The organism is Bacteroides mediterraneensis (genome assembly GCF_025993685.1).
GTDB classification, from domain to species: domain Bacteria; phylum Bacteroidota; class Bacteroidia; order Bacteroidales; family Bacteroidaceae; genus Phocaeicola; species Phocaeicola mediterraneensis_A.
In genome coordinates this window covers 3,726,213-3,738,014 of the sequence record NZ_DAJPEN010000001.1, presented here as the reverse complement: position 1 = coordinate 3,738,014, position 11,802 = coordinate 3,726,213, and the positions used below count along the sequence as shown (strand labels likewise).

9 protein-coding genes and 1 tRNA gene are annotated in these 11,802 nt (G+C 50.5%); 3 read left to right on the top strand and 7 right to left on the bottom strand.

What is annotated here, in order from left to right:
• Positions 1-62: 62 nt before the first annotated feature.
• Positions 63-1,868: a translational GTPase TypA gene (typA, locus tag OIM59_RS16030; RefSeq protein ID WP_299172885.1), complete on the bottom strand. Its 1,806-nt coding sequence runs from the start codon at positions 1,866-1,868 to the stop codon at positions 63-65.
• Positions 1,869-2,148: 280 nt separating this feature from the next.
• Between typA and OIM59_RS16025 the strand changes: the two genes are divergently transcribed.
• Both OIM59_RS16025 and rpsO read left to right on the top strand, forming a co-directional pair.
• On the top strand, positions 2,149-3,144 hold the full coding sequence (locus OIM59_RS16025) for a cation diffusion facilitator family transporter (protein WP_299172883.1): 996 nt from the start codon (positions 2,149-2,151) through the stop codon (positions 3,142-3,144).
• Between the two features lie 113 nt (positions 3,145-3,257).
• Positions 3,258-3,527 carry a 30S ribosomal protein S15 gene (rpsO, locus tag OIM59_RS16020; RefSeq protein ID WP_072541391.1) on the top strand — a complete coding sequence of 90 codons (270 nt, stop codon included), beginning with the start codon at positions 3,258-3,260 and terminating at the stop codon, positions 3,525-3,527.
• A gap of 68 nt (positions 3,528-3,595) precedes the next feature.
• Here rpsO and OIM59_RS16015 read toward each other — a convergent pair.
• Positions 3,596-3,667, bottom strand: a tRNA-Arg gene (locus OIM59_RS16015).
• Between the two features lie 294 nt (positions 3,668-3,961).
• Here OIM59_RS16015 and bglX point away from each other — a divergent pair.
• Positions 3,962-6,247, top strand: a complete 2,286-nt coding sequence (gene bglX / locus OIM59_RS16010) for a beta-glucosidase BglX (protein WP_299172880.1) — start codon at positions 3,962-3,964, stop codon at positions 6,245-6,247.
• 17 nt (positions 6,248-6,264) lie between these two features.
• Here the strand turns inward: bglX and murI are convergent, their stop codons facing one another.
• The 5 genes from murI to OIM59_RS15985 all read right to left on the bottom strand — a co-directional run bounded on the left by murI (position 6,265) and on the right by OIM59_RS15985 (position 11,782).
• Positions 6,265-7,110, bottom strand: coding sequence for a glutamate racemase (murI, locus tag OIM59_RS16005; RefSeq protein WP_299172878.1), 846 nt, complete (start codon positions 7,108-7,110; stop codon positions 6,265-6,267).
• 103 nt (positions 7,111-7,213) lie between these two features.
• Positions 7,214-7,771 (bottom strand): OmpH family outer membrane protein, encoded by a 558-nt coding sequence (locus OIM59_RS16000; protein ID WP_299172875.1) that lies wholly within the window; start codon positions 7,769-7,771, stop codon positions 7,214-7,216.
• Positions 7,772-7,850: 79 nt separating this feature from the next.
• Complete coding sequence (locus OIM59_RS15995; protein WP_072541395.1) at positions 7,851-8,366, bottom strand: OmpH family outer membrane protein; 516 nt, start codon at positions 8,364-8,366, stop codon at positions 7,851-7,853.
• A gap of 20 nt (positions 8,367-8,386) precedes the next feature.
• Complete coding sequence (bamA, locus tag OIM59_RS15990; RefSeq protein ID WP_299172869.1) at positions 8,387-11,041, bottom strand: outer membrane protein assembly factor BamA; 2,655 nt, start codon at positions 11,039-11,041, stop codon at positions 8,387-8,389.
• A gap of 9 nt (positions 11,042-11,050) precedes the next feature.
• Positions 11,051-11,782 (bottom strand): isoprenyl transferase, encoded by a 732-nt coding sequence (locus tag OIM59_RS15985; protein WP_299172867.1) that lies wholly within the window; start codon positions 11,780-11,782, stop codon positions 11,051-11,053.
• Positions 11,783-11,802 lie beyond the last annotated feature (20 nt).

Genomic DNA, 11,802 nt, shown 5'->3' with positions numbered 1-11,802 from the left:
AAATCCGGGCTTTTAAAGGAGATTCCTCAAAAGTCCGGATTTTTTGTATTCAAAATGTGTGATTATGAATTCTTGTTGGCACGCTTGCGTTCCGTTTCATCCAGGATGATTTTACGCATACGCATGCTCTTCGGAGTTACTTCCACGTATTCATCTTCCTTGATGTATTCCAGTGCCTCTTCCAGTGAGAAGATGACCGGCGGAATGATACGGGCCTTGTCGTCCGAACCGGAAGCACGCATGTTGGTCAGCTTCTTTGATTTGGTTACGTTGACCACCAGGTCGTTCTCATGTACGTGTTCACCTACCACCTGTCCGGCATATACCTCGTCCTGCGGATAGATGAAGAACTTACCGCGGTCTTGCAGCTTGTCGATGGCGTAGGCAAAGGCAGTTCCCGATTCCATGGCAATCATGGAGCCGTTGGTGCGGCGAGGGATGTCACCTTTGAACGGCTGGTATTCCTTGAAGCGGTGAGCCATGATGGCTTCACCCTGAGAAGCAGTCAGCACGTTTGTGCGCAGACCGATGATACCGCGCGACGGCATGTCGAACTCGATGTTCACACGGTCGCCCTGTGTTTCCATGGACACCATCTCACCTTTGCGGCGGGTAACCATATCAATCATCTTGCTGGCAAATTCTTCGGGCACGCTGATGGTCAGCTCTTCAATCGGTTCGCACTTCACGCCGTCGATTTCCTTGTAGATAACCTGCGGCTGTCCTACCTGAAGTTCGTAACCTTCACGGCGCATGGTCTCAATCAACACAGACAAGTGGAGCACACCACGTCCGGATACAATCCATTTTCCATCTTCGTTTTCGGTCTTGCGTACGCGCAAAGCCAGATTCTTGTCGAGTTCTTTCATCAGACGGTCATGGATGTGACGGGAAGTCACGTATTTACCTTCCTTTCCAAAGAACGGAGAGTCGTTGATGGTGAACAGCATGCTCATGGTCGGTTCGTCGATGGCGATAGGTGGCAGCGGTTCCGGATTGTCGAAGTCGCAGATGGTGTCACCGATTTCGAAGCCTTCCACACCGATGATGGCGCAGATGTCGCCCGAAGATACGGATTCCACTTTCTTGCGTCCCAGTCCTTCGAAAGTATGTACCTCCTTGATTTTGGACTTCACCATGGTGCCGTCACGTTTGGCCAAGGTGATGTTCATGCCTTCTTTCAGGGTACCTCTGTGCACACGGCCTACGGCGATACGTCCCGTGTAGGAAGAATAGTCGAGTGAGGTAATCAGCATCTGCGGCGTACCTTCCAGCTGTTGCGGAGCCGGGATGTATTTCACGATGGCATCCAGCAGCGGGGTGATGGTACCCGTCGGCGTCTTCCAGTCTTCGCCCATCCAGTTGTTCTTGGCCGAACCGTAGAGTACGGGGAAGTCCAGCTGGTCTTCTGTGGCGTTGAGGCTGAACATCAGGTCGAACACCATTTCGTACACTTCTTCCGGACGGCAGTTCGGCTTGTCCACTTTGTTGACCACTACAATCGGTTTCAGTCCGATTTGAAGGGCTTTCTGCAGCACGAAGCGGGTCTGCGGCATCGGGCCTTCGAAGGCGTCTACCAGCAGAATACATCCGTCGGCCATGTTCAAGACACGTTCCACTTCTCCACCGAAGTCGGCGTGTCCCGGAGTATCGATAATGTTGATTTTCGTACCGTTGTAATTGATGGAAACGTTTTTGGAAAGGATAGTGATACCTCTTTCCCGTTCCAGGTCGTTGTTATCCAATACCAGTTCACCGTTGGTCTGGTCGTTGCGGAACAGGTGTCCCGCCAGCATCATCTTGTCCACGAGCGTGGTTTTCCCGTGGTCAACGTGAGCAATAATGGCAATGTTTCTAATATCTTGCATACTATACCTATAATTTGTGTGCAAAGGTACGATTTTTCTTCGAAAAAATTATTGTAAATAAAAAGAATAAGCGGGTGGACCCTTATGGATTTATCAGCTTTTCACCTTTTTTATTCTGCTCTAGTCAGGGGAAAGAGGAGGCTGGGTTGGTTGGGAAATGACTTTCGGGGGGACTGAAACAGATTCCGGTAGATTTTTGCGGAGTAAATTCTGCAAATGAAGGTCACTTTTTTCCGTAGTAACTTGCTAACTTTGCGGTCCGTTTAAAAGTAAAAAAGAGATGAACGAGGAACAGCTTAAGCAAAGAGTGCAAAAGAGAATTGTGTTGATTTCCTTTTTGATACTGATTGGAAAGTTTGCAGCCTATTGGCTGACTAATTCTGTAGGAATCCTGACGGATGCCATGGAAAGTATTGTCAATGTGGTGGCGGGGGCAGTCAGCCTTTACAGCCTGCATTGGTCGGCACGGCCCAAGGATAAAAGCCACCCTTTCGGACATGGGAAAATGGAACAGATTTCGGCTTCCGTCGAAGGCATTCTGATTACGTTTGCCGGGGTGCTGATTGTGTATGAGGGAGTGTCGCACTTGTTTTTCCCGGTGGGCATACAGAAATTGGATGTGGGTATCTATATCGTCGCTTTTTCCGGACTGGTCAACTACCTGATGGGCTGGTATAGTGTGCGTATCGGGAAACGTTATAATTCGATGGCCTTGATTGCAGGGGGAAAGCATCTGCAGTCGGACACGTATTCTACCATCGGACTGGTGGCAGGGTTGCTCTTGCTCTATTTCACTGAAATAGCTTGGATTGACAGTGTGCTGGCCTTCCTGTTCGGAGGAATTATCATTGTGACGGGAATTTCCATCTTGCGCAAGACGATTGCGAATCTGCTGGACAAGGCGGATGAGGCTTTGCTGAACGATATTGCTCAGGAACTGAATGAGAAGCGTTCGCCCGACTGGATAGATATTCACAATGCCAAGGTCATCAAGTATGGAAGTTATCTGTATATGGATTGTGACTTGACGCTTCCCTGGTTTTATACCATTGAAGAAGGGCACCGTGAAGGAGCCCGCTTGAAACAGATTCTGGAAAAGAAATATGCCGACCGGATTCAGCTGACGATACATTTGGATCCATGTACTGTTTTTGAGCAGGCAAAATGCCGGAACTGTCCTTGCCTGAAATGTGCGACACGCAAAATGGAATTTAAGCAGATTGAACCGATTACATCGGCCACTTTCATTGAACATGCCAATGAGCTGAAGGCTTGAACCCTTTTTGGCTTGTTTGTGAAAAAAAGTCGTAAAATGCTTGTAGTCTGAAAGATTATGCTTACCTTTGCATCCGCAAATCAAATTTATACATTTTAATAAACAGTCAAATTATGTATTTAGACGCAGCTAAAAAACAAGAAATCTTTGGAAAGTACGGAAAGTCTAACACTGATACTGGCTCACCTGAAGCGCAGATAGCATTGTTTTCATACCGTATTTCTCACCTGACTGAGCACATGAAGCTCAACAGAAAAGATTATAGCACTGAAAGAGCTTTGACAACTTTGGTAGGTAAGCGTCGTTCTTTGCTGAACTACCTGAAGAGCCGTGATATCGAAAGATATCGTAACATTGTCAAAGAACTTGGTCTTCGTAAGTAATCCGTTACTTGCTGCAGGCAAAAAAACAAGCCGCTTTTCCTTCCGGGAAGAGCGGCTTGTTTTTTTTGTACCCTCGTCGGGAATCGAACCCGAATCTAAAGTTTAGGAAACTTCTATTCTATCCGTTGAACTACAAGGGCAACTTTCCGCAAAAGTAAGTCTTTTTATTGAATATTCCTGCCTTTGGTTTGAAAAAAGCGGTTTTCGCCTGATTTTTCGGCTATTTTCCTCCCTTTTTCAGGCTGGGAAAACACCTTCTTAAAAACGCACTTGCGTTTTCCTCTAAACGTCCTTGCGTTTCAATGAAAACGTCCTTGCGTTTTGGAGTAAACTCAAGTGCGTTTTTCCGGGCAAAATAATCCGTGGTTTTTCAACCGGTTATGTCCGAAAAAATGATACTTTTGAAAGTCAGAATATTAAAAGCTATTGATTTTATGGGAAAAATAAGTCAGTTTGTGAAAGCAAGTCTCCTGTTGCTGGCCGTGGCAGGATGCAGTTCCTCGGAAAACGGAGGAAGGGATGCGGAAATGGACCGTTTTGTCAGTGACCTGATGGGGCGGATGACATTACAGGAAAAACTGGGACAGTTGAATCTGCCGGCAGGAAACGACCTGGTGTCGGGGGCGGTGAAGAACAGCCAGCTGGCGGAGGCCATCCGTGCCGGGGAGGTGGGCGGCTTCTTCAATGTGAAAGGAGTCGGCAAAATCTATCAGCTTCAGCGCATGGCGGTGGAGGAAAGCCGTCTGGGTATTCCGTTGATGGTGGGGGCCGATGTGATTCATGGGTATGAGACCATTTTTCCGATTCCGCTGGCGTTGTCGTGCAGCTGGGATACGGCGGCTGTGGAGCGCATGGCGCGTATTTCTGCCACGGAAGCCAGTGCCGACGGAGTGAGCTGGACATTCAGTCCGATGGTGGATATCTGCCGGGATGCCCGCTGGGGGCGTGTGGCGGAAGGAAGCGGGGAGGACCCGTACCTCGGTGCGTTGATGGCGGGGGCGTATGTGCGCGGTTATCAGGGCGACGGCATGAAGCGGAACGATGAAATCATGGCTTGCGTGAAGCATTTCGCCCTTTATGGGGCTTCGGAGTCGGGGCGCGACTACAATTCGGTGGATATGAGCCGCAACCGGATGTACAATGTGTATCTCCGTCCGTACAAGGGAGCGGTGGATGCCGGAGTAGGCTCGGTGATGAGTTCGTTCAATACCATCAACGGCGTGCCGGCGACGGCCGACAAGTGGCTGCTCACCGATTTGCTGCGGAACGAATGGGGTTTCAAGGGGTTTGTGGTGACAGACTACAATTCCATTCAGGAGATGAAGACACACGGGGTGGCTGACTTGCAGGAGGCTTCTGCCCGTGCCTTGAATGCGGGAACGGACATGGATATGGTGGCGCATGGCTTCTTGCATACCTTGGAGGCTTCCCTGAAGGACAAGGCGGTGACGCAGGAGCGCATTGACGAGGCTTGCCGTCGGGTGTTGGAGGCCAAGTACAAGCTGGGGCTGTTTGAGAACCCGTATAAATACTGCGATACGTTGCGTGCACGGAAGGAGCTGTTTACGGAAGCACACCGCAAGGCGGCGCGTGAGATTGCTGCGGAGACTTTTGTCTTGCTGAAGAACGACGGGCAGCTCTTGCCTTTGCAGAAGAAAGGACGCATTGCGCTGATTGGTCCGCTGGCGGATGCGCAGAACAACATGTGTGGCACGTGGAGCATGAATTGTGCGACCGACCGGCATGTGACGATGTATGAGGCGTTCCGCCGTGCCGTGGGCGACAGGGCAACGGTTTCTTATGCCAAAGGAAGTAATCTGTATTATAGTGAGGATACGGAGAAAGGAGCGGTGGGCCCGCGTCCGTTGGTGCGTGGGGATGACCGTCAGTTGCGGGCGGAGGCGTTGCGTGTGGCGGCCTCGGCAGATGTGATTGTGGCGGCACTGGGCGAGTGTGCCGAGATGAGCGGGGAATCTGCTTCGCGTACGGAGATTCGGCTTCCGGATGCGCAGCAGGATTTGCTGAAGGCACTGGTGGCTACCGGAAAGCCGGTGGTGCTGGCGTTGTTCACCGGGCGCCCGCTGGATTTGTGCTGGGAAGCTGCGCATGTGCCGGCCATCCTGAATGTGTGGTTTGCCGGCAGCGAGGCAGGCGATGCCATTGCCGATGTGGTGTTTGGGGAAGTGTCTCCCTCCGGAAAGCTGACCACCAGTTTCCCGCGTGCCGTAGGGCAGTTGCCGCTGTACTACAATCACCTGAATACCGGGCGTCCGGATGCGGATGGCACCTGTTTCAACCGTTATGCCAGCAATTACATCGACCAGAGCAACGAACCGCTGTATCCGTTCGGCTATGGTTTGAGCTATACGACGTTCCGCTACGGTGGTTTGCAGCTGAGTGCGGAGCGTATGCCTGAGGGCGGACAGCTCAAGGTGACAGTGCCCGTGACGAATACGGGCCGGTACGACGGGGTGGAGGTTGTGCAGCTGTACCTGCACGACGTGTATGCCGAAATTGCCCGTCCGGTGAAGGAGCTGAAGGCTTTCCAGCGGATATTTCTCAAAAAAGGAGAAACGCGGAAGGTAGAGTTCGTGCTGGATGACGAGGATTTGAAGTATTATAACTCTCGTCTGGAATATGGATATGAACCGGGAGAGTTCGAAGTGATGGTGGGCCCGGACAGCCGCAATGTGCAACGGGCTGCTTTTGTGGCGGAATAAGACCGGGCCATTTTTTGTCATTCAAGCACGACGTTGCGCACGTGTACGTCGGCACTGTGCAGGAAGACCGAGGCGGATTCGCGGAACTTCTCTTCCGATTCCGTGGTGAGGAATTCCCGCCGTTTGTTCTTCGAGCAGCGGGCATCCATGTCCGGGTGGCGCGAAAGATAGTCTTTCAGGCTCTCGCTCACGTATTCGCCTTGGGTCACCAGCTGGATGTGGGGTGGGGTGAACTGCCGTATTTTGCGCAGCAGCAGCGGATAGTGGGTGCATCCCAGAATCAGTGTGTCGATGTCCGGGTCTTTTTGCAGGATGGCATCAATGTATTCTTTCACGAAGTAGTCGGCTCCGTCTCCGTCGTATTCCTTGTTTTCTACCAGCGGCACCCACATGGGGCAGGCCATTCCCGTCACTTGAATGTCGGGATAAATTTTTTTGATTTCCAGCGGATAGGATTCGGAACGCACCGTGCCTGCTGTGGCCAGTAAGCCTACGTGTCCGTTGCGTGTGATGTCGCCGATGCATTCCACTGTGGGACGGATTACTCCCAGTACGCGCCGGGTGGGGTCCAGATGGGGCAGGTCGTTCTGCTGGATGCTGCGGAGGGCTTTGGCCGAGGCTGTGTTGCAGGCCAGAATCACCAGTGGGCAACCCAGTTCGAACAGTTTCTTGACTGCCTGGAGGGTGAAGTCGTAGACCACCTCGAACGAACGCGTGCCGTAGGGGGCGCGGGCATTGTCGCCCAAGTACAGGTAGTCGTACTGCGGCAGGCGTTCGATGAACTTTCCAAGGATGGTGAGGCCTCCGTAGCCGGAATCGAAGACTCCGATGGGGCCGGTGTGGGGAGCGGATAGCGGATGCATGGATAAAACGGTTGAAGTGGTTGAAAAGAAAAATGTCATTCAGAGAAACCTTTCCGTGTTTCTCTGAATGACATGAGAAGTCAGGACGACAAAGAACCTTTGCTTACTGAGCCGGAGTAGCTGCAGGAGCGGCAGCCGGAGTAGCCGGAACGGCAGTCAGGCTGATGCCCAGTTTGGTCTTGATGTCGTTGGTAATATCTTTTGACTGAGTTTCATCGATGTAAGGGATGTCTGTACGGTTCAGGTCGAATACGTAAGTGTACGCACCGGCTTTACCTACAGCCTTTACAGCATCTTCCATTTTCTTGTAGATGGGTTCCATCATGTCAGCGTATGCTTTCTGCAGCTGCTGCTGGGCGTCCTGCTGGAACTGCATGCCCTTTTCGCTCAGGTCCTGTAATTCTTTCTGGCGGCGTTCCTGAATGTTCTGCGGCAAGTTCTTCTGTTCTTGCTGATATTCTGCATATTTCTTGTTGAATTCGTCGGAAGCACGTTTGATTTCGTCTTCGTATTGTTTACGCATGGTCTCGATGTCAGTCTGTGCCTTTGCGTATTCCGGCATTACCGGGATGATATCCATTGATTTGAAATGCGCAAACTTCTGTGCGAATACACTCATCGGTGCGATGAGCAAAAGTAAAAAAGCAATTTTCTTCAACATAATCTCAAGTTTCTATTTGTTATTAATTAATTCGATGTAAAAAACGGTCTTTGTAAACCCCGGCTGCAAATGTATAAAATTAATTTGAATATCCTAGTTTTGCAAGAACCTCATTGCTGATATCGATGCGTGGAGAGGCAAAAATCATGCTTTGGGCCGATGCACGGTCAATCACGGCATCATATCCACGCTGGGTGGCGATGGTCTTCACTGCATTGTAGATGGCATCCTGAATCGGAGCAATCAGTTCCTGACGTTTCTTCATCAGCTCTCCTTCCGGTCCGAAATATTGCTTGCGGAGTTCAGCCGCTTCTTTTTCCTTGGCTACGATGGCATCTTCCTTGCTGGTCTTCTGGGCAGCCGAGAGGGTGCCTGCTGTCTTCTGGTAATCTTCATACAGCTTCTTTGCTTCGTTGGCTTTGGCCTCAATCTGGCTTTGCCATTCCTTTGACAGTGACTCCATCTGTTGGTTGGCCTGTTGATAGGAAGGAATCTGCTTGAGGATGTACTCCATATCTACCAGTGCGAATTTCTGTGCTGAGGCCATGCCTACGGCGGCCACTAACAGCAAAACGGATAAAACGAGTCTCTTCATAATTCTTTGGTTTTTAAGTGTTAGAATTCTTGTCCGATGATAAAGTGGAACTGGCTTCCGCTGTATTGCATTGAACCGTCAATCTTGTCGAAACCGTATGCCCAGTCAATACCCATCATACCAATCATCGGCAGGAAGATACGGACACCGACTCCGGCCGAACGTTTCAACTGGAAGGGGTTGAAGTCGGTTACGTTGTTCCAGGCATTACCGGCTTCCACGAAGCCCAGGGCATAGATGCTGGTAGAGTTCTCGAGCATCAGCGGGTAGCGGAGTTCGGCACCCAGACGGATGTAAGCATAACCTTCACTTCCGTACGGGGTGAGTGAACCGTTTTCATATCCACGGAGGGCGATGGTTTCGGATGCGTAGTTGTAGCTGTAACCCGTCATACCGTCACCTCCCACGTAGAAGGTTTCAAACGGTGAGCGCTTGTACTTGTTGAAGTGGCCGAGGATACCGAATTCCGTACGGGTCATGATGACCGGACATTTCTGGATATCCATCAGGGCCGTATAAGTTTTGGCTTTGAATTTCCACTTGTGGTATTCAATCCACTTGTACATGCTGGCTGCATCTTGGTAGTTGTCTTTTCCGTAAGTAGAGTAATCCTTCTTGCTGAACAGAGAGTACGGCGGTGTAATTTGCAAGGAAGCTGAGAACTCGGAACCGTAACGCGGGAAAATCGGATTGTCCGTAGAGTTACGCGACAGGGTCAGGTTCAGGCTCAGGTTGTTGCAGTTACCGGTGTTCATATACTGTCCGTTGTTCAGCTTGATGTAGAGGTAGCTCCAGTCTTTCAGCATGAACCGCTGGTAAGACAGTTCGGCCGACAAGGTGAAGTAGTCATCCGGCCAGCGCAGACGCTTACCCCATCCTACAGATACACCGAACATCTTGATAGACTTGTCGGGGTCGTAGTAGGATTCGTAGTTGTCGTAGTAGTTTCCGTATCCTCCGTAGTAACCGTAACCGCTCAGCATGTTGTAGTAGTTGTTCATGTAGGCAGAGTTGTAGTACTGGCTGCTCACGTCGGTCTGTACAGAATAGAAGGCCGATACAGAGAAGGAGTTCGGTCGCTTGCCGCCAAACCAAGGGTCGAAGAACGACACGCTGTATGACTGATAGTAACGTCCGTTGGTCTGTCCGCTAATGGTCAGGGTTTGTCCGTCACCCTGCGGCAGGATACCGCGGTAGTTGTCGTTCTTGCGGAACAGGTTGGCAAACGAGAAGTTGGTGAACTTCAAGCTCAGCTTACCGATGATACCGGTCTGTCCCCAACCTGCGGAGAATTCCACCTGGTCGTTGGCCTTGGATTCCAGTCCCCAGTTGATGTCCACCGTACCGTCCTGGAAGTTCGGCTGTACATCCGGCTTGATGTTTTCCGGGTTGAAGTGTCCCATCTGTGCGATTTCACGGTAAGAACGTTCCAGCGCTTCCTTGCTGAAAAGGTCGCCCGGACGGGTACGCAGTTCGCGTCGTACGATGTTTTCATACAGACGGTCGTTACCGTTGATGCGCACATGGCTGATGCTGGCCTGCGGACCTTCGGTGATACGCATTTCCAGGTCGATGGAGTCACCGTCGATGTTCACTTCCACGGGATCCAGGCGATAGAACACATATCCACGGTTGTAGTAGTTGTTACCGATGGCATCCTCATCGTTTGAAATACGGTCGTTCAACAGTTTCTGGTTGTATACGTCGCCGCGTTTCATGCGGAGCTGTTCGTTCAACAGGTCGGAAGGATATACCGTATTGCCCACCCACGTGATGTCGCGGAGGTAATATTTCTGTCCTTCGTAGATTTTCATGTACACATCTACGGTCTTTTCATCGTAAGGTGACACGCTGTCGGTAACGATTTGTGCGTCACGGTATCCCAGCTCGTTATATTTGTCGATGATTTTCTGCTTGTCTTCTTCGTAGCGCTCTTCGATGAACTTCTTCGCACGGAACAGGTTGATGAGCTTGCCTTTTTCATTGGTCTTCTTCATCACGCGCTTCAGTTTCTTGTCGGTGAGCACCTCGTTGCCGTCGATGGTAATTTTGTGTACCTTGACTTTTGCTTTCTTGTCGATGTTTACATCTACATATACCTGCTCCTTGTTTTCCGGGTCTTCCCGCTCGATGATGTTGACTTCCGCGTTCTTGAATCCCTTTTCATCAAAGTGTTTCTTAATCAGAATCTTGGCACGGTCAATCAAGTTCGGGGTTACCTGCGTACCCTTGGCCATACCCAGTTTGGCCTGCAAATCCTCGCGTTCACTCTTCTTCACGCCGTGAATCACGATGTCGGTGATACGCGGACGTTGGGTCAGCTGGATGGACAAGTAAATCTTGTTGTCCACAATCTTATCGGCTACGATTTTCACGTCAGAGAACAAACCGTGCCGCCAGTATCTTTTTACGGCGGAAGTAATGTCGTCGCCCGGCACGGTAATGGTCTGTCCCACGGCCAAGCCGGAGATTCCTATCAGGACATAATCCTCATAGTTCTTCACACCGCTGACCTTGATGTCGGCGATTTCATATTTTTTGGGCGTTCCGTTATAGAGGATAACCGGTTTGTTGCTTGGTTCAGTTGTATTATTATTGTCTTGAGCCTGTCCCCCTATCGAAACAGAAGAGAGGCAAGCTGCAATCAGCAGGATAAGTGAAAAACGATTTTGCATTGTTCTCTGTTAAATTTGTTCACTGGTTTTGCCGAATCGGCGTTCTCTTTTTTGAAAGTCACAAATAGCCTTGCATAACTCTTCGGCCTTGAAGTCCGGCCAGAAAGTGTCGCAGAAATACAGTTCGGTGTAAGCACACTGCCAAAGCAGGTAGTTGCTGAGTCGGATTTCACCACCTGTTCTGATCAACAAGTCCGGGTCGGGCATATAATGAGTGGCCAGGTTCCGGTCGATGGTCTGGTCAGTAATTTCTTCAGGAGCGAGCTTGCCTTCTTTCACTTCGAGGGCAATGTTCTTGACGGCTTCCGTGATTTCCCATTTGGAGGAATAGCTCAAAGCCAGGGTAAGACACAGACCTGTGTTTTTCGAGGTACGCTCGATACACCGGTTCAGGCGGGACAGTACATTTTCCGGCAATTTTGCGGTATCCCCGATAATCCGGAAACTGATATTGTTTTTCATGAAAGTCTCTTCCTCGATGGAATCCATGAGCAGATTCATCAAGGCAGCCACTTCGTCTGCGGGGCGGTTCCAGTTCTCGGTGGAGAATGTATAAAGAGTCAGATATTTTACTCCCAGACGTGCTGCTTGTTCCGCAATGGCATGCACAGTCTCAGCACCGGCCTGATGTCCGAACGTACGGGCTTTTCCCCGTTGCTTGGCCCAGCGTCCGTTGCCATCCATGATGATGGCGATGTGTGCCGGTATCCGGTTTTTATCCAGTTGGTCTTTATATAGCATAGTTTCTTGTTTTCAAGGTT

What these genes read in the sequence shown, in the direction of transcription:
- OIM59_RS16000 (WP_299172875.1), bottom strand. Translation starts at nt 7,771, where the DNA reads ATGTTGAAGAAAATTGCTTTTTTACTTTTGCTCATCGCACCGATGAGT.
- typA (WP_299172885.1), bottom strand. Translation starts at nt 1,868, where the DNA reads ATGCAAGATATTAGAAACATTGCCATTATTGCTCACGTTGACCACGGG.
- murI (WP_299172878.1), bottom strand. Translation starts at nt 7,110, where the DNA reads ATGCATCCGCTATCCGCTCCCCACACCGGCCCCATCGGAGTCTTCGAT.
- rpsO (WP_072541391.1), top strand. Translation starts at nt 3,258, where the DNA reads ATGTATTTAGACGCAGCTAAAAAACAAGAAATCTTTGGAAAGTACGGA.
- OIM59_RS16025 (WP_299172883.1), top strand. Translation starts at nt 2,149, where the DNA reads ATGAACGAGGAACAGCTTAAGCAAAGAGTGCAAAAGAGAATTGTGTTG.
- bamA (WP_299172869.1), bottom strand. Translation starts at nt 11,041, where the DNA reads ATGCAAAATCGTTTTTCACTTATCCTGCTGATTGCAGCTTGCCTCTCT.
- OIM59_RS15985 (WP_299172867.1), bottom strand. Translation starts at nt 11,782, where the DNA reads ATGCTATATAAAGACCAACTGGATAAAAACCGGATACCGGCACACATC.
- bglX (WP_299172880.1), top strand. Translation starts at nt 3,962, where the DNA reads ATGGGAAAAATAAGTCAGTTTGTGAAAGCAAGTCTCCTGTTGCTGGCC.
- OIM59_RS15995 (WP_072541395.1), bottom strand. Translation starts at nt 8,366, where the DNA reads ATGAAGAGACTCGTTTTATCCGTTTTGCTGTTAGTGGCCGCCGTAGGC.